Annotated in this window: 22 protein-coding genes; 9 read left to right on the top strand and 13 right to left on the bottom strand. The window is 56.8% G+C overall.

The genetic code is table 11. The features are described from left to right. Positions 1 to 136 precede the first annotated feature (136 nt). Positions 137 to 2,104, top strand: a complete 1,968-nt coding sequence (locus VFU50_07925) for an amidohydrolase family protein (GenBank protein HEU5232770.1) — start codon at positions 137 to 139, stop codon at positions 2,102 to 2,104. 12 nt (positions 2,105 to 2,116) lie between these two features. On the opposite strand, the gene VFU50_07920 is transcribed toward VFU50_07925, so the two are convergent. The 3 genes from VFU50_07920 to VFU50_07910 form a co-directional block, all read right to left on the bottom strand. Then, positions 2,117 to 4,258, bottom strand: coding sequence for a beta-galactosidase (locus VFU50_07920; GenBank protein HEU5232769.1), 2,142 nt, complete (start codon positions 4,256 to 4,258; stop codon positions 2,117 to 2,119). 283 nt (positions 4,259 to 4,541) lie between these two features. Beyond that, a complete protein-coding gene (locus VFU50_07915) occupies positions 4,542 to 5,927 on the bottom strand; it encodes an ATP-binding protein (GenBank protein HEU5232768.1) in 1,386 nt (461 codons plus the stop codon). Between the two features lie 3 nt (positions 5,928 to 5,930). Next, on the bottom strand, positions 5,931 to 6,629 hold the full coding sequence (locus tag VFU50_07910) for a response regulator transcription factor (protein ID HEU5232767.1): 699 nt from the start codon (positions 6,627 to 6,629) through the stop codon (positions 5,931 to 5,933). 178 nt (positions 6,630 to 6,807) lie between these two features. On the opposite strand from VFU50_07910, the gene VFU50_07905 reads away from it, so the two are divergent. The 3 genes from VFU50_07905 to VFU50_07895 are packed head-to-tail and all read left to right on the top strand — an operon-like array spanning position 6,808 to position 10,140. Beyond that, a complete protein-coding gene (locus VFU50_07905; GenBank protein HEU5232766.1) occupies positions 6,808 to 8,112 on the top strand; it encodes an efflux RND transporter periplasmic adaptor subunit in 1,305 nt (434 codons plus the stop codon). Positions 8,113 to 8,122: 10 nt separating this feature from the next. Next, the gene (locus tag VFU50_07900) at positions 8,123 to 8,914 is read left to right on the top strand and encodes an ABC transporter ATP-binding protein (protein HEU5232765.1); all 792 of its coding nucleotides are present in this window, start codon (positions 8,123 to 8,125) and stop codon (positions 8,912 to 8,914) included. Between the two features lie 8 nt (positions 8,915 to 8,922). Next, positions 8,923 to 10,140 carry an ABC transporter permease gene (locus VFU50_07895; protein HEU5232764.1) on the top strand — a complete coding sequence of 406 codons (1,218 nt, stop codon included), beginning with the start codon at positions 8,923 to 8,925 and terminating at the stop codon, positions 10,138 to 10,140. A 133-nt stretch (positions 10,141 to 10,273) separates the two neighbouring features. Here the strand turns inward: VFU50_07895 and VFU50_07890 are convergent, their stop codons facing one another. Further along, positions 10,274 to 11,134: a prephenate dehydrogenase/arogenate dehydrogenase family protein gene (locus VFU50_07890; GenBank protein HEU5232763.1), complete on the bottom strand. Its 861-nt coding sequence runs from the start codon at positions 11,132 to 11,134 to the stop codon at positions 10,274 to 10,276. 161 nt (positions 11,135 to 11,295) lie between these two features. On the opposite strand from VFU50_07890, the gene VFU50_07885 reads away from it, so the two are divergent. Next, positions 11,296 to 12,096: a DUF72 domain-containing protein gene (locus tag VFU50_07885; protein ID HEU5232762.1), complete on the top strand. Its 801-nt coding sequence runs from the start codon at positions 11,296 to 11,298 to the stop codon at positions 12,094 to 12,096. A gap of 87 nt (positions 12,097 to 12,183) precedes the next feature. Here VFU50_07885 and VFU50_07880 read toward each other — a convergent pair whose 3' ends face one another. Together VFU50_07880 and VFU50_07875 are read right to left on the bottom strand one after the other, a co-directional pair. Continuing rightward, positions 12,184 to 12,576 carry a RidA family protein gene (locus VFU50_07880; protein HEU5232761.1) on the bottom strand — a complete coding sequence of 131 codons (393 nt, stop codon included), beginning with the start codon at positions 12,574 to 12,576 and terminating at the stop codon, positions 12,184 to 12,186. A gap of 36 nt (positions 12,577 to 12,612) precedes the next feature. Further along, positions 12,613 to 13,755 carry a thiol-disulfide isomerase gene (locus VFU50_07875; protein ID HEU5232760.1) on the bottom strand — a complete coding sequence of 381 codons (1,143 nt, stop codon included), beginning with the start codon at positions 13,753 to 13,755 and terminating at the stop codon, positions 12,613 to 12,615. 318 nt (positions 13,756 to 14,073) lie between these two features. On the opposite strand from VFU50_07875, the gene VFU50_07870 reads away from it, so the two are divergent. Both VFU50_07870 and VFU50_07865 read left to right on the top strand, forming a co-directional pair. Next, complete coding sequence (locus tag VFU50_07870; GenBank protein HEU5232759.1) at positions 14,074 to 15,198, top strand: hypothetical protein; 1,125 nt, start codon at positions 14,074 to 14,076, stop codon at positions 15,196 to 15,198. A 223-nt stretch (positions 15,199 to 15,421) separates the two neighbouring features. After that, positions 15,422 to 17,119 (top strand): peptidase S10, encoded by a 1,698-nt coding sequence (locus VFU50_07865; protein HEU5232758.1) that lies wholly within the window; start codon positions 15,422 to 15,424, stop codon positions 17,117 to 17,119. A gap of 112 nt (positions 17,120 to 17,231) precedes the next feature. On the opposite strand, the gene aroF is transcribed toward VFU50_07865, so the two are convergent. The 7 genes from aroF to VFU50_07830 form a co-directional block, all read right to left on the bottom strand. Beyond that, positions 17,232 to 18,248 carry a 3-deoxy-7-phosphoheptulonate synthase gene (gene aroF, locus VFU50_07860; GenBank protein ID HEU5232757.1) on the bottom strand — a complete coding sequence of 339 codons (1,017 nt, stop codon included), beginning with the start codon at positions 18,246 to 18,248 and terminating at the stop codon, positions 17,232 to 17,234. Positions 18,249 to 18,267: 19 nt separating this feature from the next. After that, the gene (pheA, locus tag VFU50_07855; GenBank protein ID HEU5232756.1) at positions 18,268 to 18,591 is read right to left on the bottom strand and encodes a chorismate mutase; all 324 of its coding nucleotides are present in this window, start codon (positions 18,589 to 18,591) and stop codon (positions 18,268 to 18,270) included. Further along, positions 18,588 to 19,379, bottom strand: coding sequence for a tryptophan synthase subunit alpha (trpA, locus tag VFU50_07850; protein ID HEU5232755.1), 792 nt, complete (start codon positions 19,377 to 19,379; stop codon positions 18,588 to 18,590). Before trpA ends, pheA begins: the two co-directional genes overlap by 4 nt. Then, entirely contained in the window at positions 19,376 to 20,581 is a 1,206-nt protein-coding gene (gene trpB / locus VFU50_07845) for a tryptophan synthase subunit beta (protein HEU5232754.1), read from the bottom strand. Before trpB ends, trpA begins: the two co-directional genes overlap by 4 nt. Then, on the bottom strand, positions 20,578 to 21,249 hold the full coding sequence (locus VFU50_07840) for a phosphoribosylanthranilate isomerase (protein ID HEU5232753.1): 672 nt from the start codon (positions 21,247 to 21,249) through the stop codon (positions 20,578 to 20,580). Before VFU50_07840 ends, trpB begins: the two co-directional genes overlap by 4 nt. Continuing rightward, positions 21,246 to 22,067: an indole-3-glycerol phosphate synthase TrpC gene (gene trpC, locus VFU50_07835; GenBank protein HEU5232752.1), complete on the bottom strand. Its 822-nt coding sequence runs from the start codon at positions 22,065 to 22,067 to the stop codon at positions 21,246 to 21,248. The genes VFU50_07840 and trpC overlap by 4 nt, the downstream gene beginning before the upstream one ends. Positions 22,068 to 22,345: 278 nt before the next feature. Continuing rightward, positions 22,346 to 22,714, bottom strand: a complete 369-nt coding sequence (locus VFU50_07830) for a PilZ domain-containing protein (protein HEU5232751.1) — start codon at positions 22,712 to 22,714, stop codon at positions 22,346 to 22,348. Positions 22,715 to 23,446: 732 nt separating this feature from the next. Here VFU50_07830 and VFU50_07825 point away from each other — a divergent pair. After that, positions 23,447 to 23,656 carry a hypothetical protein gene (locus tag VFU50_07825; protein HEU5232750.1) on the top strand — a complete coding sequence of 70 codons (210 nt, stop codon included), beginning with the start codon at positions 23,447 to 23,449 and terminating at the stop codon, positions 23,654 to 23,656. 285 nt (positions 23,657 to 23,941) lie between these two features. Continuing rightward, positions 23,942 to 24,169, top strand: a complete 228-nt coding sequence (locus tag VFU50_07820) for a hypothetical protein (protein ID HEU5232749.1) — start codon at positions 23,942 to 23,944, stop codon at positions 24,167 to 24,169. Positions 24,170 to 24,181: the final 12 nt, after the last annotated feature.

The following is a 24,181-nucleotide window of genomic DNA, read 5'->3' as shown; positions in this document are numbered from 1 at the left end:
TATCTCACGATGGCATCGGTTTGCTGACCTGAATTTGGCAATGACCGGATGCGAGATCTGAAAAATGCCGCAGCCTATACCGACGCTAATTCAGTTTTTCACTTGTTTCTGCTATTTTGCCGCTGTCCCGAAATTCATGAGAAAAACTGCGCTGCTGTTTTTCACGCTCCTCACGACGTTTTCCGTTGCTCAGCAGTACGACACCCTCATTCGCCACGGCAGAGTTGTCGATGGCAGCGGCAATCCATGGTTCTACGCAGATGTCGGAATCATTGGCGACCGCATCGCCTTCATCGGACACGCCGGAGAAGACGTAAAAGCCAGGCAGACGATTGACGCCACCGGACTGATTGTCGCGCCAGGCTTCATCGACATGCTGGGGCAGTCCGAGACCAACTTGCTCATCGATAAGCGCGCAGTGAGCAAGCTCACCCAGGGGATCACGACGGAAATCACTGGCGAAGGTGAGTCCGTCGCGCCTCTTGCCGCCTCTGACCTCACTGAGAACAAAGACTTCCTGGAGCATTTCCATCTCACCCTCGATTGGGAGAGCCTCAGTCAATATTTCAATCGGCTGATCAAGGAAACTCCGGCAATCAATTTGGGAACGTATGTCGGAGCAGGACAGGTACGCAAGAAAGTCATCGGCCTGGCCGATCGCGCGCCCACCGCCGACGAATTGCGCGACATGGAAGAGTACGTCGGCGATGCCATGCTCGATGGCGCCATGGGGATCTCCACCGCTCTCATCTACGCGCCTTCAAACTACGCGAAGACGGACGAGCTGATCGATCTGGCGAAAATCGCTTCAAAGTACAACGGCATCTACGCCACCCACATGCGGAATGAGGGCGACAAGGAAATGGACGCGCTCGACGAAGCCTTCCGCATCGGACGCGAAGCAAACATTCCAGTTGAGATCTTTCACCTGAAAGTTTCCGGCAAGCAGAACTGGGGAAAGATGCCGCAAGTCGTTGCCAAGATCGAAGAAGCGCGAGCGAATGGACTTGATGTAACGGCCGATCAATATCCGTACATCGCTTCGGCAACTTCGCTAGGCGCGCTGATTCCTCCCAAGTATCACGAGGGCGGCTCTGAAGCTCTGGCTGCGCGTCTCAAAGATCCAACCACGAGGCAACAGATTCGCGCCGACCTCGAAAACGGCGCCGGCTACGAAAACATGTGGCGCGGAGTGGGCGGGCCGGAAGGCGTGCTGATCGTTTCAACGATTGTTCCCGAATTGAAACACTACGAAGGCAAGACTCTGGCGGCCGTTGCGCAGCTGCAGAACAAAGATCCATTTGATACTCTCTGCGATCTCCTCATCCAGAGCAAGGACGGAATCGGCGCCGCCTATTTCAGCATGAGCGAGAACGATGTCCGTCTCGCCATGCAGCAGCCGTGGGTGAGCGTGGGAACTGATTACGGCGAAGTCGCGCCGGACGGTCCGCTCAGCGAATCGAAATCGCATCCGCGGGCATATGGCAGCTTCACGCGTATTCTCGGCAAATACGTTCGAGAAGAACACGTTCTGCGGCTCGAAGACGCCATTCGCAAGTTCACGTCCCTGCCGGCACAGCGTGAACGCCTGGATCATCGCGGTCTGCTGCGCGAGGACTACTTCGCCGATATCACGATCTTCGATCCCAAGACAGTCATTGATAAAGCGACGTTCGACAATCCGAATCAGCCCAGCGTGGGGATCGAGTACGTATTCGTTAACGGCACTCTGGCGCTCGAGCATGAGAAGACCACCGGCCAGTTCGGCGGGCGTCCTCTTCGTGGACAGGCATATCAGGCCCGCGGCATCGATCCCGAGGGTCTTCCACCGCGCGGTAGCGTGCGAGGATTTGTCAGCGATACCGACGGCTGGCCACTGCCTCGGACTAAATTGGTCCTGACCGATGCTGCGGGAAGAGAGATAGGCAGTGCCACATCGGGACGTGAAGGCAAGTACGAGATTACTTCAGAACAGCCGTGCGACAACTGCACAATCACAGCGTCGCGAATGGGATTCGAGAGCCAAAAGCGCAAATTGCAGTACAACGGATCAAATCCCTTGTGGTTCGGCTTTGCTCTCGAACGACAAGCAAAGCGAAAGTAGCTGATATTCCAATTAGTAATCAATTCGATAAATCCTGACACTCTCGGCGGGCACTTCCGTCTCGAGGTTCAGCGTCGAGGTTGTCGCTTGCTCCACAGCGCCGCTGGTAAGTTCGCGAATGCGCGATGCTGGCTTTGGCAATGCTCGGGTGAACTCGACTTTCGCAGGCTTTGCCGCGTGATTAAAGAAGAACACAAAGCCACCGTTATCAGCCTGCATTTCCCGCAACTCCAGCAGAGCAGGTGCGCGAAGTGCAGGCGCGTTTAAATTTGCCCAGCGGGCGAGAATCTCACCAAGAGGATGCATATCGATCGGTTCGCGATAGTTCTCCTGACCTACGAAGCTCCCGATGATGATCGTGCTTCCCTTTCCGAAACTGTTTTCAAAGGCCACTGGAGTCCCGTCTGTGCTGTATGCGACCGGCTTTGCTGAGTGATTCACTACGGCAAAGCGTTCAAGAAATGTCATCGCCTTAAATTCCTGATCTCTCCACGTGAGGGTGAATTCCTTCCCAGGAACTAGCTCTTGCTCGCGAACGCCAAGCATCTCGTCCCACCCGAACCCTGGAATCTTCGGCTCGGCCTGACCGCGGTCATCGACCCAGCCGGGACGGGCTTCTACAAACATATGTCCGCCGTCTTTGACGTACTGCAGCAGAACGTTCGCTTCGTCCTTCGTCATCATGAGCGGATACGGCACGATGACGAGCTTGTATCTCTGCAACACGGTCTGGCTTAGTTCGCGCGAGCTGAGGATGTCGAGCGGCAGATTGCGTTCGAAGAACATCCGGTGGTATCCCGCAACCGCCTGATGGATTGCAGTCCGGCTTCCCTGCTCGTCATATCCTCCCAAGAGGGGAACCAGAGGATTGAAGATGACGGCCGCTTCTGCCGGCTGCAGACGCGATCGCAGAAGCAGATCGGAATTTTCTTGTATGCGCTTGGCAATCTCGCCGGCATGAATGCCGCGTTCCGTAAGTGTTCCGTCGAGGTTGATCAGGCCATAGCCGCCGGATTCGTATCCGGCATTCATCGGGTAAAAGGCATAGAAGTTAATGGCGCGAGCGCCGCGCGCCACCATCCCCCAGGTCCACATGTCGAAGTCACTCGATGTGACTGGCGAACCGATGATCGTCCCGTGTACACCGTATCCGCTCTGCAGCTCGCCGACGTAGAAACCGCGTCCGCCGGTGATGCTGTTGGTCAGGTCCATGGCAAGAGCTTGCCGCTGTAGCGTCCAATTGCGATCGACTGACGTGAGCTTTGGATAAAAGCTGGTGCCGAAGTAATCGACCGAGTTTTTCATGAGATAGTCGTCGCTGGGATCGTAAGGGTCAGCCAGCGTGCGCACCAGCGGCGAAGGGTTGGGCGCGTGGCTGGTCGTCAGATGCTGCGGATCGATTGCCTTCACTGCCTCGTTGCGCATCTTCAAGTCTTCTGCCAGCTTGTCGCCGTAGTAGACGCGCCAATCCATGAAATCGGAATAAGTGAGGATCGTTCCAAAACGGGGCGGCTCGACCTGCTTCCAATCGGTGAAGGTTCGATGCCAGGCTTGATTGAGGCGATCGAGAGAACCATATTTCGTTTTCAGCCACTCGCGAAATCGCGCCAGACTGCTTGGGCAATAACAGAACATCGGCTCGGCTTTGTACCCAATGCGAGCCCAGTTGAGCGCTGCCGGCTCGCTCCACAGGTCCCACGCATAAAACGCCGGACTCGCTGAAGCATGGCGAGCGACCTCCTGAAAAAATGCGAGCACTGCTTTGCGCACTCCGACGTGATCGAAGCAGTATCCAGGCGCGGCTTGCGATGGAATCGGTTGCTCATCCTGCGCGGCATAATGACCGTCTGGATACTTCTCGCCAACCCACTCCGGCGCCGAATCCACATAGACCTGCACGATAACTTTCAGTCCCACTTCATTCGCGAGGCGCAACAGAAGATCCAGATTCTCCAGGTGATACTCGCCTTCACGCGGCTCGCCGACATTCCACTCCACCCATGTGCGAACAGTGTTGAATCCGAGATTCTTGATTTTGAGCAGATCCGCTCTCCACAATCGTGGCGAATCCGGCGTAATGGCTTCGAGCATTGGAGCACGAGCTTTGCCGCCGCTGTACCAGACTGCAACCGGAAAGAAATCGCCTTGCCCCAAGGGCAATGCACTATGAGCTGTCGCATGAGTTGGCGCGTGCTCTCGATTTTCTGGATCCTTGGGCGTTCTCAAACTGCTCGCCTGCAAAATACAGCAGAGACCAATCAAGCAAATGAGGGGAGCGCATTTGCCTTGCGAAATCCAGACTTTGAGCATTTCGCAATTCTAGAACTGCGCCGCGTGAATGCCGGCGCAAAGCTGCCGCATACCTGTAGGCCGGTACCTTGGCAAACAATAGAGTCAACTCTGACCGGGCATTCTATTCCCATGACTCAGATGAGTCCTAGCTCGGGGAGATGACGAACTGCTTCGCCGTTGTAGAGCAAGGCAGATTGAACTCAACTATCAAGCCATGCGGAGCCGCGTTATGCGCACTGACGTTACCGCCGTGCAGACGCGCTACCTGCTGTGTAATGGCGAGACCGATCCCCGTACCTCCCGAACGATGCTCGCGGGCATCGCTAACCCGATAAAAAGGACGGAATATTTTTTCCAGATCGGCGGCAGGCACTCCTGGACCCTCGTCGGAGATCAAGATGCGCGAACGCTTTCCGTCACAATTCAGATCAGCCCGCACCGTGCTTCCCGGAGGCGTGTGCCGCACTGCATTGCGGACTACATTCTCAATGGCACTGTGCAAGAGCTCATGTGAGCCTTGTATCTCACAGTCCTTCGCTCCGGTCACCTCCACGTGGCAATTCTTGGCTGATGCTTCAAAGTTGGCGTCCTGTGCAATCTGATCCAGCAATGGACGGAGCGAAATCGCACTGTGCTGTGGTGGATCAACCAGGGAATTGATACGTGCCAGCGTGAGCAGCCTGCCGATCATCTCGTTCAGCCGCTCGGATTCCGTCTCGATGCGATTGAGTGCGTCTGTCGCCTCTTTGCCTGCCCATTTCCTTGCGATCTCAAGGGCAACCGTCAGCCGCGCCAATGGAGAGCGGAGTTCGTGCGAAATGTCGCGCAGTAGTTGCTGCTGCGTATCCATCAGCCGCTCGATTCGTTCCGCCATCCGATTGAAGTCGCGAACCAGATCCCCGAGCTCATCGCGTCGGTGCGCGAGAGTGGGAGCCGCACGTGCGGAGAAGTCTCCCCCGGCGATGCTGCTGGCCGCAGAGCGTATACGCAGCACGGGCCTGATGAGATAGAGAGTCAACGTATAGCAGACGAGGCCAGAGATGAGCATGGCGATCGCCCAGCGCAGCAACTGCTGGCTGGCGCTTCCGCGAAATAGTCCTGAAGTTCGCCGCGGAAGCTCTGCGATTAAAACGTACTTTTTGCCTGAAAGAGCTTGCACGTTAGCGGCAACTTCAGCGAAATTGCTCCGCATATCGATCTGCGTTTGCCCAGTCGCGTTAGCACTAGCCGCGAGCTGTTGATCAATGCTGTCGAGGGTACCCGCAAGCATCTGCATCCTCTCGCCGAGCAGTGCGGCGCGAATCCCAAAACTCTGCTGTAGATGCTGGAGCGACTGGTCGGCCGCAGCTCTGCCGCCGGCTTCATACGCTTGAGCGGCGGAAGACGCATAGAGCCCAACCGCATCAGCCGTGAGCGACTGCCGGGAGGGAGCAGTATCATTTTCAAGACTCCAGACAAATACGAACCCCAGCGCGACCAGCACCATCGTCAGCCAGAACCAGAGAAAGATTTTGAGAAAGATGCTCCTCATCGCCTAGCTCTGATTCCCTTCGAGCGGGTAGATGTATCCGACTCCGCGAATCGTCTTAATGCGATCCTCGCCGTCAGATCGCGGCCCGAGCTTCTTGCGCAGGTTGCTGACGTGCACGTCGAGGCTGCGATCGAGAGCAGAGAGTTTGCGGCCAAGCACCTCCTGGGCGAGTTCTTCGCGCTCGACGACGCGGCCGGCTGAGCGCAGCAACTGCTCCAGCAGGTTGAACTCAACTGCGGTGAGTTCGACTCTCTTGCCGGCGGACTGCACACGACGCGTGCCGGGATCCAGTTCTACATCTCCAATTTCCACTTTTTGGTTTGCATCGCGCTGAGCAGTGTCGCGCGATCTGCGCAAAATGGCGCGAACTCGAGCCAGCAGCTCGCGTGGATTAAATGGCTTCGGGAGGTAGTCGTCCGCCCCGATTTCCAGCCCGATGATTCTGTCCACGTCTTCGCCACGGGCGGTAAGGATCAAGACGGGAACACTGGATTTCTGGCGCAGGTTCCGGAGGACATCGAGCCCTCCCATATCGGGAAGCATCACGTCGAGCACGACCAGGCTGTAATCGCCCGAGAGCGCGCGTTCCAGGCCTTTCGGGCCGTCATGCGCTCCTTCTATCTGGAATCCCTCGGGTTCCAGAAATTGCTTTACGAGCTGAAACAGATCTACGTCGTCATCAACGATGAGGATGCGTTCCATAGCGATCGCCGATTCGGCCAAAACGTCTGCTTCGGAGTTTAAACAAGTCACACCTGTTAGAGGCAAGTGCAGGCCATTTGGAATCAGGGCTTTAGAGTTCTTTACATACACTTTCCGTAGTCTTAACGGTCGTTCTTCTCCCCTGTGGGTCTAAAGAGGCGTGGGAGAGGAAAAGGCAATGAAACACATTCAGCGGAAGTGGATTGGGATTTTCGCACTAATGATAGCGGTCGCCGTGATGGCGGCGTTTACGCTACGCGGCGGCGATAAGCCGATGTACACAACGCAGGCGGTACAGCAGGGCGACATCCGTCAGCTTGTGCAGGCGACCGGCACCATCGACGCCGTCACCACGGTTCAAGTTGGTTCGCAAGTCTCCGGCACCGTTTCGAAACTCAACGCCGACTTCAACACGCGCGTGAAGAAAGGACAGGTGATCGCCGAGATCGATCCTGCCCTCTTCCAGGGAGCGCTGCTGCAGGCGCAAGCCGACTTACAGAACGCGCAAGCAACTGCGGCTGCCTCGAAGGCCGAATTGCTGAAGGCACAAGCCACGGCGACGCAGGCTCAGAAAGCATTCGACCGTAGCAACGCTCTCGCTAAAGACGGCGTAATCGCGGCGCAGCAGCTCGACATCGACAAAGCGACTTCTGAGTCCGATCAGGCGAGTGTGTCTTCAGCGGCAGCAGCGGTGAAGCAGGCCAATGCGCAAGTGGCGCAGAAGCTTGCTGCGGTGAAGGTCGCGCAGACGAATCTTGATCACACCATCATCCGCTCACCCATCGATGGCACGGTGACGGCGCGCAGCATCGACGTGGGCCAGACCGTGGCCGCATCCTTGCAGGCCCCGACGCTGTTCACCATCGCGCAGGATCTGACGAAGATGCGCGTCTATGCCAAGACCGACGAGTCCGATGTGGGACAGATCCACGCCGGACAGCCCGCAACCTTCACCGTGGACGCATTTCCCAATCAGGTATTCCGCGGAACGGTGGAGCAGGTGCGCATGAATCCGACGACGGTGCAGAACGTGGTGACCTATGACACCGTGATCGCCTTCGACAATCCAGACCAGAAGCTTTTCCCCGGGATGACTGCCTACGTGACCATTCCCGTTGCACAGGCGGAGAACACGTTGGAGGTCCCGAATGCTGCGCTGCGCTTCAAGCCCGACCTGAGCGCCGACAAGCTGCAACAACTTCTTGCAGCCAACGGCATACAGTCCTCCGGTAAGGGGCGCCAGTCGCAGCAGGCGGTGGTGTGGAAGCTCGAAGGTGGAAAGAATCTGGTTCCGGTCCAGATCGCCGGCGGCCTGACCGATCACGTGAATACTGCGGTGACGAAGGTGATCGCGGGCGCGCTGAACACCGGCGATCAACTTGTGACCGGGAAGGCGGACGCCGGCAAGAGTTCGGCGTCTGCAGCACGCCCCAGCAGTTCGCCGGCAACGCCTCGCGTAGGCGGCGGCAGGATGGGACGGTAGGAGGTCTGTGATGGCAACCATACTTGCAGAACTTGAACAACGAACGACGGCAAACGAAAAGCAAGATGCTGTGATCAGCATCCAGGACGTGCACCGGATCTACCAGCTCGGCGAGAACCGCGTGCACGCCCTGCGGGGCATCAACCTGGACATTGGCCACGGAGAGTTCGTGGCCATCATGGGTTCGAGCGGCAGCGGGAAATCGACACTGATGAACATCCTCGGCTGCCTCGATCGACCAACCTCGGGAAATTATGTTCTCGACGGAGTGAATGTCGCACAGCTTCCCAAAAAGGAACTGGCGGCAATTCGAAACCGGCGACTCGGGTTTGTCTTCCAGGGATTCAATCTCCTGTCCCGTACGACCGCGTTGGAGAACGTGGAATTGCCAACGCTTTATGCCCGACTCGATGTTGAAGAACGGCAGAAGCGCGCGCGACGAGCGTTGGAGATGGTCGGACTCGGCGAGCGTCTCGACCACTTTCCTTCGCAGTTGTCCGGAGGACAGCAGCAGCGCGTCGCCATTGCTCGCGCTCTGGTGAATCAGCCATCGATTCTGCTGGCTGACGAACCCACGGGCAATCTCGACAGCCGCACGTCGGTCGAGATCATGAGCATCCTGCAGAAGCTCAACGATGAAGGACTGACGATCGTGCTGGTAACACACGAGCCCGACATCGCGCAGTATGCGAAGCGAGTAATTACCTTCCGCGACGGCCGAGTCCGCCGCGATGAACTGGTTGCGCAGCGTCCAAGCGCAGCCCAGGTGTTGGCAGAAATGCCCACAAGCGAAGAGGACTGAGGTGGCTTATGGAACTTCTTGAGACGATGAAGATCGCACTACGGGCTCTGGCTCGCAACAAGCTGCGATCCGCGCTGACCATGTTGGGAATCATCATCGGAGTCGGCGCCGTGATCGCCATGGTCGGAATCGGCAATGGCGCGCAGAAGGAGGTGCAGGACCGCATTGCCGCGATGGGCACGAATCTGCTGTATGTCTCAGCCGGTAGCGTGAACATGGGCGGTACGCACCTGGGTGCTGGCGCCACGCAAACACTCGTGTCTTCGGATGTGACGGCGATTCTCAGTGAAGCTCCGGCTGTAGCGAATGCCGCGCCGGTATCGTCTGCAAGCACGCAGCTCGTGTTCGGAAACCAGAACTGGGCCACGACCGTTACGGGGACCGAGCCTCAGTATTTCGATATCCGCGACTGGGCGTTTAGCCAGGGCGACACCTTTAGTCAGGACGATGTGCGCCGCGCAGCCAATGTAGCTGTAATCGGCGAGACGGTTCGGCAGAACCTTTTTGGGAACAGCAATCCGGTGGGCCAGACGATCCGCGCCGGTAACCTGCCGTTCACTGTAGTCGGTGTGCTCACGGCCAAGGGAACTTCGGGCATGGGCGGCGATCAGGATGATGGCATCTACGTCCCCATCACTACGCTGCAAAAGAAGATCACCGGACAGAACTGGCTCCGGAACATCATGGTTTCCGCTAAATCACAGGGGGAAAGCTATGCGGCGCAGGACCAGATCACGGCCATTCTGCGTGATCGTCACCGCATTCGCGCAGGCGCACCTGACGATTTCAGCATCCGCAATCTGGCAGACATAGCTGAACTCGCCGATCAGTCCGCGCAAGTAATGACCATGTTGCTGGCTTCGATTGCAGGCGTCTCGCTGATCGTGGGCGGAATCGGCATCATGAACATCATGCTGGTATCTGTCACCGAGCGAACGAAAGAAATCGGCGTGCGCGTCGCGATCGGTGCGACCGAACAGGACGTACAGCGTCAGTTCTTGCTGGAGTCCGTGGTACTCAGTCTGCTTGGCGGAGCGGTTGGAATTATCGTGGGAATCGGCAGTTCCATTTTGATCAACTACGTTCTGCACTGGACGGTGTCAGTTTCAATGCTGGCGGTAGGAGCCGCAGTGATCTTCTCGACGGCAATCGGCGTCGCATTCGGCTACTATCCAGCACGTAAAGCTGCGCGTCTTGATCCAATTGAGGCATTGCGATTCGAGTAATGATCAGATGCAGCATGAAAACGCCCGCAGGTTTGCTTCGCCTCTCGGTCAGAACATCGACTGAGAGCGGGCGAAGCAAACCTCTGCGGGCGAATTCGACCGCTAAGAAGGTCGTACTTTCGATTATCCGTAGCTAATCAGTTTTCTTAAATTTGGCCGCACGTTCGAATTCTGCGCGCAGCTCCGGGGTGCGGAGATTTTCCCGGATATGCGTGAGCCGCTGCTCGAGTTTCAAAATGGCATCTTCGATGTTAGCGGCATTGGTCAAAGCGATGTCCCGCCACATTGAATAGGGACTCGCGGCGATGCGGGTCATCTCGTTGAGCGAGCGTCCGCCGACTTCCTGCATCTGCGCTCTCGTGACATGCGCCTTCTTCTCCAGTTCGGCTTCGTCCTGCAGCACTGCGGCAAATGCGGTGGAGAGCATCTGCGGCAGGTGACTCGTCCATGCAACCAGACGGTCGTGCTGCTCCGCAGACAGATGAATGATGCGGGTTCCTAAAGATGCGATGAGCTCAATATATTCGTGGGCGAGATCGCTGATCTGGTCACCTTCAGGCGTAAATATCCATGCGCCGCCCGAAAACAATGAACTATCAGCATTCTCAACTCCCGAATGCTCCTTGCCCGACATGGGATGGCCGCCCAGAAAACGCGATGCCGCGCTCGATCCGAACACCGATCTAGCCCGCTTGAGGATCTCGATCTTCGTACTCCCGACGTCGGTAAGAAGTACATTTCGCGGCAGCATCGGACCAAGATTCTCAATGGAATCTATGATTCCGCCGACGTTCGCGGCCAGGATCACGACATCGCTGCCCACGCAGGCGCGGGCTGGGTTCTCCACACCGGCATCGATGGCTCCTATCTCCTGCGCCTTTGTCAGGACACGCTTCTTATCGGAGCCAACCACTCGAATGCCACGGTGACGCAGCGCCAACGCCAGCGAACCGCCAATAAGGCCAGTGCCAACAACTGTGACTTGCTTGATCATTCAGTTAAACCATTTCACCACGGAGCCACGGAGGGCACGGAGAATTGGGAATCGTACATTATCAGGGAAAGAGAGCTGTCGAGAAAGGCGCTTCGCGGAAAGAGTCGGTACCGTTCGCGGTAGCGGATGGGTGTCTCACGGATCTCCCATCCACTACAGGGATGGTACCCACGCAGGCATCGTTGCCGCTTGGTGATCGCGTCCTATCACTCGCAATGGCGAACATCCGCATTGGAACATCAGGCTGGCATTACAAGCACTGGGTCGGCAAATTCTATGCAGAGAAATTTCCCGCTTCGAAGATGCTCGCCTATTACTACGAGAAATTCGACACGGTCGAGATCAACAACAGCTTTTACATGTTGCCGAAGATTGAAACGCTCTCGGGATGGCGGGAGGCGACCCCGCGGAACTTCGAATTTGCCATCAAAGCCAGCCGGTTTCTTACGCACAACAAGAAACTCAAAGAGCCGGAGAATGCGCTCAATAACTTCCTGCCACGAGCGGAAGCCTTGGGCAAGAAGCTCGGTCCGATTCTCTTTCAGCTTCCTCCCAAATGGGGAATCAACCTCGAGCGTCTCTCAGAATTTCTCGAGGCGCTGCCCAAATACCACCGCTATACATTTGAATTCCGCGAGCTGAGTTGGTTGACTGACTCGGTATACGAGCTTCTTCGCCAGCACAATGTGGCATTTTGCATTTACGAACTCGCCGGCTTTCACTCACCGATCGAGATCACCGCGGATTGGGCGTACGTCCGTCTGCATGGGCCTGGTGGGAAATATCAGGGTAGCTACAGCGACAAGGTCCTGCAGCAATGGGCGGAACGCATTGCGGACTGGAGCACGAAGTTGCGAAGCGTCTATGTTTACTTTGACAATGACCAGGCGGGATATGCCGCATTGAATGCGCTCACCTTGAAGAAAATGGTCGCGCAGAGGCTATCAGCCGAGGCGGCTTAGTCAGTGCCGTCCGCGGTAGCGGACGGGTCCGACGCAAGTGAGAGAGCCATCCGCTCTCTCGCTGACGTACTGACTTACGTTCTTAGATCACCGATCCTTCACGGCCATGCCAATGATCTCGAACCGCGCGCCGAACAGCAGCGGCCCCGATCCAATGAACGCCCGCGCCGGCAGATCGCCTGAGAAGTACTGCCGGTAAACTTCGTTGAATTTGTCGAACAGCGACACATCGGAGCAGAAAATCTGCACGTAGACGAGATCGTTCATTTCCATGCCGGCCTGCGCGAGCACCGAGCGAACCTGGTCGAGCATAAGGCGGGCTTCCTCTTGCGGATCGGAAGGCACCTCGCGCGTTCCCGGTTTGAAACCGATGCGTCCGGCGACGTAGAGAGTATTGCCGCTTAGAACGGCGTCGCTGTAGGGCAGCCCGGGGCGTTTTCCAGGAAGGTTGAAATACTGCCGCTGCGTTTTGGGACTCACGATTCCTCCTCGAATCGAAGCTTCACTTCTTTTGTGTTACTGCGCTGGCGTTTTTCGAACGAAGTACTGCCACTTATCGATGCTCGCCGGAACCGCCAGGTCGAAAAATCCCACCATCATTTCTTCTGAGGTTTGCCCGCCCCACCGAACCGTCTGCGTCGGATCCGGATTGTGGGGATTGTTGCGCGAATTATCGAACCACGCGATCGCCTGCAGCTTCGTCCCAGCCTTCAGAAACCGAGGCTCAGCCAGCCGGTAACTCATCTGCCAATGGAAGTGATAGTTCACGCGCAGCAGTGGCTCGACGCTTCCGTCCGGATGAACGATGTCATATTCGAAGCGCTTGCCCCGCAGGTGCATGTGCGGGAAAAAGCTCAGCAGTGTAGCGTCATTCGGCAGGGTACCGAAGACCTCCACGCGAAAATTGTCCGTCTCCGGTGGAATCACGAAGCTGTGATTCACAAGCTGCAAGGTAAGCACGCGCTGCTTCGGCGGCTGTTTCGCGAAGATGATTCCGATGCTTGTCTGATCGGTGCTGGAATGGCCGTTCGTGGTGTAGTGCATCTGGAAGACGAGATCGGATCCCGCAGGAACGAATTTCGCCATTCCGTCCGGCCACTGATCGGGCGAGCTGCCCGGCGCATAGACGAGCAGCATGTCACTGTCGGTGAACAGCGCCTGGCGAACATCCTCTTCCGACGTCATGTCGGCTGCAGAAAATGGCCGCCCGATTGGCGCGTTGCGCAGCCATTTCGAATTCGGCGGCCGGATGTACACAACGGCATGGTGCACATGATCGCGGCTCGTCGGCCGAACCTCGGATGCTTGTACCCATTTATCTTCGGTGAATCCAGTCGGCACGATCTCGTAGGTGTACGGCACGTCGCCCTTAGCCGGAATCGAGACTGGCTTCGTCATCTGCAGTACCAAATCGGGATGAGGAATGTTCCAACCTTGAGTCCACTGCCGTGGTGCAGGAGCGTCTTGCGGATTGCCCGCCGGAGCTCCAGCGTCGGCCCATGCTGCAATAGTTGCGATCTGCGCGTCCGTCAACGAAGGATCGTTCGCCCACTTGCCAATCTTGGGATCAGCAAACCACGGCGGCATCTTGCGTGCGCTCGTCATTTTCTTCAACTCTGCGGCATATTTGTGCGCGTCAGCATAAGTCATGAGAGACATGGGAGCGATCTCGCCTGCACGGTGGCAGGTCTGGCAATGTTGCTGAAGGATGGGATCAATGTCTCTATAGAAGGTCGGAGCGCTCGGCGAAGAATGTTTTTGAACTCCGAGGCTGACGAGTGCCGCAACAACAAGCACAAAAGCGAACCAGGTCCTTTGCCGCATTATGAAAACGCAATTGTAGACGAGCGCGGGTCAATACCGTCCGCGGTGGCGGATGGGTGAGTAACGGTGAGTGATCCATCCGCTACCGCCGACGATACCGACTTGCTCAATGAACATCGCAGCCGCTGTGAGTTAATTTGAAGGGAGAGAATCTTGGATCTGTCGACCTCGATGAAAGCGTCGAAAATACTCTTCGGCGTCCTGCTGCTCGCCATCACCCTGATCGCTTACTTCATTCCGTACTACGATTGGGACCTCGTAGCCTATGTAGGTTCGGCGATCGCGTTGCAGGAGCATGACTCAAAGCTGATCCAGCAGCAGGCGTACGCCGCACTGCGTGCGGAACTACCAGAAGACGACTATGCCGATATTACAAATGGCTCTGACTTTCGGCACGATGTGGCGCAAAATGCTGAGGATTTTCACCAGCAATTGAAGTTTTATACGATTCGTCCTCTATACATATGGACGGTCGCCACTCTACACCGCACCGGAATAGGATATGTGCAGGCTACGCGTATCATCTCTGCGGCAGCGTTCTTCTTCATTGGTGTTTTGGTGCAAAGCTGGATGCGGCGTTACGTCGGTGAGATTCCGGCTGCGGTATGCACCATCCTGCTTTTGCTTGCTCCGGTCTTATTCTCGAGTGCACGAGCGGGCTCGCCCGATGCTCTCTCGGCACTGGTAGTTCTGGTAGGCGTTTATCTCTCAATCGAACGCGATGCAGTGCTTGTGGGGAGCGGACTCTTACTGCTCTCGCTTGCTCTGCGCACAGACAACCTACTGTTCGTTTTCATCTTTCTTGGCGTCGAGACATTTCAAGCGAGCAGAAAAGTAACCCGCGTGACTGCTGGGATGGCTGCGGTGGCTGCCATAGCAGTCGTGCTGATGATTAACCACATTGAACACAGCTATCCCTGGAGCGTTCTGATGCAGAACACTGCGACGCCAATTGTGAATCCGGCTGAGGTTTCTCCAACTATTTCTGTAAGCGATTATCTTGGCGCAGTGCACGACATGGTCGATGAAGCGCGTGAGAACAGCGTGACGGTATTTCCGTTCATCGCAGCGATCGCCCTTTTCTCATCACGAACTCCGAAGCGGCTCAAAGGTCTGGTGACGATCGTGCTACTTTCGTGGGTCGCGCACGTCATCATTTTTCCCCACATCGAAGACCGATACTTTGTCCTCGGCGCCGCGATGATCGGCATTGCGGCAGCAGCCGGTCTGTTGAAGTCGTCTAGCGCGTCAGTACCGTTCGCGGTAGCGAACGGGTGAGCCTGTGGCTCGCCGCTGCTTCGCCTGGAACTACATGATGGATCGCTGCGTGATCACACACACCCGTTCCCTACCGGGAACGGTACTGACTTAGCGATCTCATGATCGGTGATTGCAGCCTTGCAGGTAACGCCCTCCGATCCGGCCGACAAGACGGCATACATTCCATTCTCACTGTTACAATTCCCAGTTTTCGAACTGACGCGATTAAGCGAGGTCTTGAATGCGAACAGCCTTAATGATGTCTGTTGTACTTATCGCTGCTTGTCTCTTCGCACAACAATCGAATCCACCGCGACAGCGCGTACAAAAAACGCCGCCACCCACCACGCCGTCGGCACAAACGCCGACCGAACAACCTCCACAGGCGCAAGAGCCGCGGACCGCACGCACTCCTCAGCCTGAGCAGGCTCCGCCAGAACCAGCGCAGACGCGCAGACCTGAGCAGCAGCAGTCTGAAGGCGAAGGCCAGCAGATTCGTCCTATGCACTACGACATGACCGAAGTTCCACCGGTCGTGACGCATCACAGCATCCGCGTTGGTGGACACGAGATTCGTTACACCGCTACAGCGGGACGCATGCCGATCAAGGACGCCGAAGGCAAGATCGACGCAGAGATGTTTTACGTCGCATACACGCTCGATGGGGCAGATCCGAGCACGCGTCCGCTGACGTTCTCGTTCAATGGCGGGCCTGGAGCGGCTTCGATTTGGCTGCACATGGGCGCAATGGGTCCACGCAAAGTCGTGCTGCAGCCGCAAGGCTGGATGCCCGCCGCGCCATACCGCCTCGAAGACAATCCCAACACTCCGCTCGATAAGACCGATCTGGTCATGGTCGATGCCATCGGCACTGGCTGGAGTCGTCCGGCGGATGCCGCCGCCGCACGTCGCTTCTGGAACATGCGCGGCGATATTGAGTCGTTTGGCGAATTCATTCGCATGTACCTCACACGCAACGAGCGCTGGTCATCGCCGCTGTATCTTTTCGGCGAAAGCTATGGAACCACGCGCTCGGCGGGAATTGCCGGCTATCTAGCTGATCGGGGAATTTCCTTTAATGGGATTGTTCTGCTCTCAACCGTTTTGAGCTTTGAGACTCTCGAATTCGCGAAGACCAACGATGTTCCCTATCCGCTCATTCTTCCCAGCTTCACCTGGATCGCCGGTTATCACAAGAAGCTTCCTGCCGATCTGCAGGCTGATGTACCGAAAGCAGCTCAGGAGGCGCGCGACTGGGCCATGGGGGAATACTGGGCAGCGCTGAACAAGGGCGACGCGCTCACGCCGCAGGAGCGCGCGAGTGTCGTGGATAAGCTCTCGCGTTATACGGGCCTCAGCAAAGAGATCATCGAATGGGCGAACTTGCGGATCGACGTGCGTACGTTCACGCACTACTTGCTCTCCGATCAGAAGCTTCATGTCGGGCGCCTCGACGGACGCTACACCGGGCCCGATCCGAACGGCTTCATGGACACGCCGTTCTACGATCCAACCAGTTCCCAAACTGGTCCGCCGTTCACTTCCGTGTTCAACGACTACGCGCGTCGTGAACTGAATTACAAGACCGACATGCCGTACTGGACATCAGCGAATCAGTCGGGGAATTTCCATTGGAGTTGGACTGGAGTCGAGGGCTTTGGGGGTGGATATCCGGATACCGCGACGGCTCTGCGGCAGGCGATCGTAAAAGATCCCTTCCTCCGCGTGCTGGTCATGGAGGGTCACTACGACCTGGCCACGCCGTACCTCGCCGTCGACTACACCATGGACCATCTCGATCTGACTCCGCAGTACCACAAGAACATCTCGTTCACGCAGTACGAGTCCGGACACATGGTCTACTTGGATTCTCAGTCGCACGCAAAGATGAAGCAGGATTTCGTGAACTTCATCGATGCAACGACGCAGAAACGTTAACCAAAGCCGGAGAGGCGAACACGAAGGACACGAAGGTAGACAAAAGAGGTCACGGAAAATTCTCTGTGACCTCTTGTTTTGACCTTTGTGACCTTCGTGTTCGCTCTTGGTTTTAGATTGTTCGTCCCACAGCCGGGGCGATCATCCGCAGCTCCTGCATCAGATTTGAGAACTGATCTGGATATAACGACTGCGGGCCATCCGAGAGTGCCTTTTCCGGGTCGGGATGCACTTCGATCAAGAGGGCATCGCAGCCGGCGGCGAGCGCCGCGCGAGCCATAGGCGCTACTTTGTCGCGGCGACCGGTGCCGTGAGATGGATCTGCCGTCATCGGCAAATGGGAGAGCTTTTTCACAATGGGAATTGCCGAGATGTCCATTGTATTGCGCGTGTACGTCTCAAATGTACGGATCCCGCGTTCGCAGAGGATCACATCGTAGTTTCCGCCGGCCAGAATGTACTCGGCCGAAAGCAGCAGCTCTTCGATGGTGGCAGCGATTCCGCGCTTGACCAAGACGGGCTTGCGAACTTTTCCCAATTCCCTCAGCAGATTGAAGTTCTGCATGTTGCGCGCGCCAAGCTGGAAAAGATCGACGTACGGCAGCATGACTTCGATCTGACTGATTTCCATCACTTCGCTCACGATGAGGAGCCCATAGCGGTCGCCTGCTTCGCGCAACAGCTTCAAACCTTCCACTCCCATTCCCTGAAAGGAATACGGCGAGCTGCGCGGCTTGAAAGCTCCGCCGCGCAAGAATTTTGCGCCTGCTTTCGACACCTGCTCCGCCGCTGAGAAGAGCTGCTCTTTTGATTCCACCGAGCATGGTCCGGCCATCACGATTACCTGAGTTGCGCCGACGCTAACTCCGTTTGGGAACTTCACAACCGTGCCCTCAGGGCGAAATGTTCGTCCAACGAGCTTATAAGGCGCGCTGATCCGATGGACCTGCTGCACGGCTTCAAGCAATTCGATTTCGCGAATGTCAAAATCAATCTTCGCGCCCACAGCGCCGAGGACGGTCTGCTGCTCTCCGGTCGAGCGATGCACTTCAAATCCGCGCATGACGAGGCGCTCGATCACGTTATCGATCTGCTTCTCGGTCGCGCCCGGCTGCATGGCGATGATCATGTCTGGAAGCCTCTGGTCCTTACTCGTTCACTTCAAGATCAAATTCGGTTTCGCCGGATGCTTTGGCAGCGCTGGCGCGGTGAATCTCCTGCTGTTGCAGCTTGCGCATGACATCGATGATTCGTTCGAAGACATGTTGAATCTCGCTGTCGGGCAGCGGACCTTGATTGGCCTTCTTCACCCGCTCAAAAACATGCTTCTCGCGCTCGGGTTCATAAATGGGAAGATTGGTGTCGTTCTTCAGCTTGCCGATTTCCTTCGCCGCCGCCGCGCGCTGGTTGATCAGCTCTACCAGTTTGAGATCCAGTTCATCGATTTTCTTACGCCAGTCTTCTATCGTCATTTCGCTAAACTCTCCGCCTGCGCCGCCAGTCTTCCTGCACGCAACCCGCGAATAAATCTTGCCACCGGCTCAACCGAGGCCGTGCCGTGCTTTTCGATGATCGAAACAATCGCGCTGCCGATCGCTGCCGCATCGGCAAATGCTCCGACTGCCTGAAACTGCTCCGGAGTGGAAATTCCAAAGCCTACCGCAATGGGCAGCTTGGTTACCCGCCGAATGCGGCTGACCAGATCGGCAGCATCGGAGGCAAGCTGCTTCTGTTGTCCAGTTATTCCCGTGCGCGACACGGCGTAAACAAAGCCGCGCGAAAGTTCTGCAATCGACTTCAAGCGCGCATCGGTGCTAGTGGGGGCAGCCAGAAACACGGTGACGAGATTATGCTCACGCATTGCGCTGATGTATTCGCCCGCTTCTTCCGCCGTCAAGTCGGTGATCAGAGCGCCATCGATGCCGGTGTCCGCAAGCTGCACCGCAAACTCAGCGATCCCCAATCGTAGGACCGGGTTGAGATAAGTGAAGACAATCAGTCCCGCTTTGGGACGAGCTTTCCGCAGCTCAGCACCGAGTGCGATGACTTGCCTCAGTGATGTTCCCGATTTCAAAGCTCGTTCGCTCGCTCGCTGAATCACAGGCCCATCGGCGACGGGATCGCTGAACGGCACGCCTAGCTCGATCACGTCGGCTCCGGCGTCGATCATGGCCAGCGCGGTAGCGCGGGTAGTGGCAATATCCGGATCGCCGCACGTGAGATAAGCAACCAGCCCGGGGTTGTGTTCGAAGGCGATCAAAGCTTCAGCTCTTTGGTGAGGATTCCCATATCTTTGTCGCCACGGCCCGAGATGTTCACGATGACGATCTCGTCTCGTTTCATTTTGGGAGCACGTCGGATACACTCCGCGACTGCGTGCGATGATTCGAGCGCTGGAACGATCCCTTCAGTCCGAGCCAACCTGACGCATGCCTCAAGAGCTTCAGAGTCGGAGGCCGATACATACTCGGCGCGGCCGGCGTCGTGCAACGCAGCGTGTTCCGGACCGATTGATGGATAGTCGAGACCGGCGGAAACCGAATGGGTTGTGGCAATCTGTCCGGCTTCATCCTGCAGTACATACGAATATGTGCCTTGCAGAACTCCTGGCGACCCGCCTTGAAACCGTGCCGCATGTTCGCCCAATTTAGAACTTCGTCCGCCTGCTTCGACTCCGATCAGTGCAACCTGCTTATCGCGAATAAACTCGTAGAACGCACCCATCGCGTTCGAGCCCCCGCCGACGCAGGCGATCACCGCATTAGGCAGCTTGCCTGTTTGCGAGAGAATCTGCTCGCGAGCCTCGCGGCCGATGCAGCGATGAAAATCGCGTACCATTTCGGGATAGGGATGTGCGCCCAACACCGAACCAAGCAGGTAATGCGTGGTGCGGACGTTTGTGACCCAATCCCGCATGGCTTCATTGATTGCGTCTTTCAGCGTGCATGAGCCTGAATTCACCGCCCGCACTTCGGCCCCGAGCAGCTTCATGCGGAAGACATTCAGCTCCTGCCGTCGCATGTCCTCGCTGCCCATGTAGACAACGCAGTCAAAGCCAAGCAGCGCGCACACCGTTGCTGTAGCTACTCCGTGCTGGCCAGCGCCGGTTTCGGCGATGATGCGGCGTTTGCCCATGCGTCGCGCGAGCAGGCCCTGCCCGAGACAGTTGTTGATCTTGTGTGCGCCGGTGTGCAGCAAATCTTCGCGCTTCAGGTAGATCCGTGCTCCACCAAGCTTCTCCGAAAGCCGTGCGGCATAAAACAATGGAGTCGGACGGCCGGCATATTGGTGCAATAGTCCATCGAGTTCACGCTGGAATTCCGCGTCTTCCTTGGCCTGCGCGTAGGCCGCCTCAAGCTCCTCGAGCGCGGCCATCAAGGTTTCGGGAACGTAGCGTCCACCGTATGGCCCAAAGCGTCCGGCTTTCGCTGAAACTATGGGTTGTGTCTCGATCTGCCTCACCGACCAATTCCCTTCTGCGCCGGCGTCTTCGCGTCGCGCTGTCGCGAGTCGAACTGGCGGACAGCATCGATGAACTGCGCCACCAATCCCGGATGCTTGCGCCCCGGATAAGATTCGACGCCGCTCACCACGTCGACTCCCCACGGATGAAAGATACCGAGCGCCTCCTGCACGTTCTGCGCATTCAGCCCGCCGGCAATAATCACCGGCCGGCGTAACTTCCGGATTTGGGAAGCCGACTCGCGCCAGCTAAACGGCTTACCTGTTCCTCCGCGCAGCGCTCCGTGAGCGTTATCAATCAGCCAAATATCCGGATTCGACGCCGTGGAACCGTTCAGCAACGCGGCAGAAACGGCTTTCAGAATCTTTACACCCGGCTGTTCGGCACGCAGCCGATCGATGTAGTCTGCGTCTTCGTCGCCGTGCAACTGCACGCCGGTGAACTTGCAGAAGCGCGTCGTTTCCACCAGAGTTTTGAAGTCCTCATTCACGAATACGCCGATAGTTTCGACGCCCTTCGGCACAATCGTCCCAATCGAATACGCCCTACTGTCGCTCACCTGCCGCGGGCTTCTGGTCATGATGAACCCAAGCGCATTCGCGCCGGCTCGGATCGCCACATCGGCATCCCGCTCATTGGTAGTGCCGCAGATCTTGATCCACGTCACCGTCTGGCGACCTCCGCTCGACGCTCCTCGCGGGTCGCGTCGGCCAGAAGCTTGTTTAAAGCCGCGCCAGGATCCCGCTCTTTCATCAGCGATTCCCCAATCAGGAATGCCTGATATCCGGCCGACCGCAGTCGTGAAATGTCGGCTCCGCTGTGAATGCCGCTCTCGGCGACTCGAAGCGCATTCGCGGGAATCATGGTATTGAGGCGCAAACTCGTTTCAAGTGTGACTTGAAAAGTGCGCAGATCGCGATTGTTGACTCCAATAATGTCAAAACCCGCGTCAACGGCGCGCTGCAGCTCTTGTTCCTCATGCACCTCACAGAGAACATCGAGCAGAAATCTCTGAGCGGCGCGGCCAAGCTGCTTCAATTCGGCATCGCTCAATGCTGCAATAATGAGGAGCGCCGCATCGGCGCCATACGCCCGAGCTTCGAGCATCTGCAGTTCATCGACGATGAAGTCCTTCCGCAAACAAGGAATGGAAACATTCGCAGAAGCCAGTCGGAGATTTTCGAGCGACCCTTGAAAGTGCTTTTCTTCGGTTAGAACCGACAGAGCCGCCGCACCCGCCTGCTCCATCGCGTGCGCCAGTTCGGCCACATGAAAATCCGAACGGATCACGCCTTTGGAGGGAGACGCTCTCTTCAGCTCCGCAATCACTGCGGGCCCGGATCGCGCGGCATCGATCAGCCGGTTGCGAAATCCACGCGGCGTGTGTCGCTCGGCCAGCTTCTCCAGCTCTGCTCGATAGACGGCGTCGGTTTTTTCGGCCAATCGAGCGCGCGTTTCAGAAACGATTTGCTGAAGGATGGTCATTTTCGCAAAAGCGGCGAATCAAAACTGGTCTTACTGCGAGCGGAGCGGCCGAAAAGCCAGGACGGGCGGAATCAAAATCGCCAGTATCGATAATACGGGACGCACTCGCGCCATGTGCAGAACTGAGGCGCAGCTATGAGCGTGGCGGGCATGTGCAGGACATTATCAGGCAGAGATCGGGAATTTCGCAACCGCGAGGGAACCGGCAGCGGCCTGAGTTGACCAGCAACGGAGGTGAGTCACCCATGCGCTACCGCGGACGGTACTGACGCGAGAGCTTATTCCAAAGCGAGGTTCAATGCGCGACAGGAGCGGGAGAGGTCTTCGGCAGCGTGCTGACTGATTTTGCGGAACTCGAGTCCATAGCGATAGCCGTCCTTGTCCCTGACGATCGCTGTCAGTTCCACGGCACGGCGGCAAAATGGAGGCGTGAACTCCACCTGGACGAGCTGTCCTTCCTGGAGTTCCAGAACCCCATAGAAACCGAGTCCACCTTCAGAGAGGTCATGGGCTCTGCCCTGCACCACATTTTTGGTGCCCGCATTTCCGGCGATGATCTTGATCCCAAAGTCGACTTTAAACCGCGGCCACTGCCGTTCGGCAGACTTCCCCCACCGCGTAGGCCGTGTAGTGACCTCGTGCTCCATGACGCATCGCAGTATGAGATAGCTTTATGCACGAAGCAAAGCACTTAGGTAACGTGAGAAGCTGCGCAGCCACGGAGCTGCGAAGCCTCGAAGCTTTTGTCAACTACAGCCGGATCCGCAACAGCTGGTGATTCAAGGTGTTTTGCGGTTACTGTTGAAATTGTCGGAACTACGACTGCAGAAATACCAGCCTCGAGGTTAGTTTCACACCTGGACAGATTTGGGCTCCGGCCATCTTGCAACCCATCCAGCTGCTCTGGACATCCTAAATTTAACGCCGCAAGCACTCAAGGTGCATGCCCAGATGCTGACGGCGACATCAGAGATCGTTCCCCCTTCAGGAGCTTGGACGCTCAGCAATTTTAGACGCCTCGTAAAGGATACCGAACAGTGGTCATCGTTTCGATCATCCTCATGATTCTGTGGCTGTTCCTCGAATCGGCTTTCACGCTTCCTAGAGACGTATCGGGTGCGATTCTGACGGTTGCATTTGCGCTCTACGCTTTTGACTGGTGGCTGCATGCCCGCACGCGGAGGATGCGTTCCCGTCCAAACTCTACGTGGCGACGCATTGCGTAAGTAGTTCTAAAATGCTGGCTCAGTCGAGGCGTACATTTCGATGTCTGCGACGGCTCTTACCCGGCTTTCGCCGAAATCAAAAAGCTTAGTTGGTTTCGTAGTTGCTTTACCCGAAGTGACAGTCGTGACTGGCAGTTTCTCGTATGAGGCCCAATGAAGAATCACAGCAAACATTCACAAGAGACAATTGATCGGATGAAAGCTAATGCTGAAGCGGCAAGAAAGCGGCTCGCCCGTCTAAACGACGAGTACCTGCTCCGCCGACAAGTGGAGAAAGCGGCTCCGGCGAAGACTAAATCCAAAGCTGAAAGCTTTGCAGAAGCGGTAATGCGCATCGCGAAACAAGAGCGCGTAACCATCTGATCTGCCCTTCTGCTGCTTTGCGCCTTCCCGATCGGCGAGCGGATATCGCCAAACGCCGCTCCGCCTGTGAATGCAGCGTTTCGGCTGTGAGCCAACGACGTAATGCCACATAAGCAGAGTAATTTCTATCAGATTACCAACACCGAGCTTTCTTCTCAATTCGCTTCCAAATTTACCTGTACTGCGCACCTGACGTGAATTCCTGTTGATTTCCGCGTCAGACTGGGTGATGATGCGCTTACCCACCCCCGCCCAGATCTTAACTACTCGATTACGAGAGCACGAATGAAAGATATCTACGAAGTAATCCGTCAAAAAGAGGCTGAACTGCAGCGCATCCAGCATGAGATTGAGGCTCTCCGACTGAGTGCCAAGCTGTTGGAAGATGCAGCACGTCCAACGTCTGCCGCGCCAGTGCAGGTGTTCAGCACCGCTGCGGCCACGAAGCCGCAAACGTCCGCGCCAACGACCTCGTCTGCTAATGCGTGGGCAACAGCCAAGCAATTTCCGTAGACTCGCGAGACG

Source organism: Terriglobales bacterium (genome assembly GCA_035764005.1).
In the GTDB taxonomy this organism is placed as follows: Bacteria; Acidobacteriota; Terriglobia; order Terriglobales; family Acidobacteriaceae; genus Gp1-AA112.
This window is presented reverse-complemented; position numbering and strand designations above follow the sequence as displayed.

What these genes read in the sequence shown, in the direction of transcription:
- pheA (HEU5232756.1), bottom strand. Translation starts at nt 18,591, where the DNA reads ATGACGATAGAAGACTGGCGTAAGAAAATCGATGAACTGGATCTCAAA.
- VFU50_07825 (HEU5232750.1), top strand. Translation starts at nt 23,447, where the DNA reads ATGAAGAATCACAGCAAACATTCACAAGAGACAATTGATCGGATGAAA.
- VFU50_07915 (HEU5232768.1), bottom strand. Translation starts at nt 5,927, where the DNA reads ATGAGGAGCATCTTTCTCAAAATCTTTCTCTGGTTCTGGCTGACGATG.
- VFU50_07820 (HEU5232749.1), top strand. Translation starts at nt 23,942, where the DNA reads ATGAAAGATATCTACGAAGTAATCCGTCAAAAAGAGGCTGAACTGCAG.
- VFU50_07905 (HEU5232766.1), top strand. Translation starts at nt 6,808, where the DNA reads ATGAAACACATTCAGCGGAAGTGGATTGGGATTTTCGCACTAATGATA.
- VFU50_07900 (HEU5232765.1), top strand. Translation starts at nt 8,123, where the DNA reads ATGGCAACCATACTTGCAGAACTTGAACAACGAACGACGGCAAACGAA.
- VFU50_07875 (HEU5232760.1), bottom strand. Translation starts at nt 13,755, where the DNA reads ATGTCTCTCATGACTTATGCTGACGCGCACAAATATGCCGCAGAGTTG.
- VFU50_07830 (HEU5232751.1), bottom strand. Translation starts at nt 22,714, where the DNA reads ATGGAGCACGAGGTCACTACACGGCCTACGCGGTGGGGGAAGTCTGCC.
- VFU50_07865 (HEU5232758.1), top strand. Translation starts at nt 15,422, where the DNA reads ATGCGAACAGCCTTAATGATGTCTGTTGTACTTATCGCTGCTTGTCTC.
- VFU50_07895 (HEU5232764.1), top strand. Translation starts at nt 8,923, where the DNA reads ATGGAACTTCTTGAGACGATGAAGATCGCACTACGGGCTCTGGCTCGC.
- trpC (HEU5232752.1), bottom strand. Translation starts at nt 22,067, where the DNA reads ATGACCATCCTTCAGCAAATCGTTTCTGAAACGCGCGCTCGATTGGCC.
- VFU50_07910 (HEU5232767.1), bottom strand. Translation starts at nt 6,629, where the DNA reads ATGGAACGCATCCTCATCGTTGATGACGACGTAGATCTGTTTCAGCTC.
- VFU50_07890 (HEU5232763.1), bottom strand. Translation starts at nt 11,134, where the DNA reads ATGATCAAGCAAGTCACAGTTGTTGGCACTGGCCTTATTGGCGGTTCG.
- aroF (HEU5232757.1), bottom strand. Translation starts at nt 18,248, where the DNA reads ATGATCATCGCCATGCAGCCGGGCGCGACCGAGAAGCAGATCGATAAC.
- VFU50_07885 (HEU5232762.1), top strand. Translation starts at nt 11,296, where the DNA reads ATGGTACCCACGCAGGCATCGTTGCCGCTTGGTGATCGCGTCCTATCA.
- VFU50_07925 (HEU5232770.1), top strand. Translation starts at nt 137, where the DNA reads ATGAGAAAAACTGCGCTGCTGTTTTTCACGCTCCTCACGACGTTTTCC.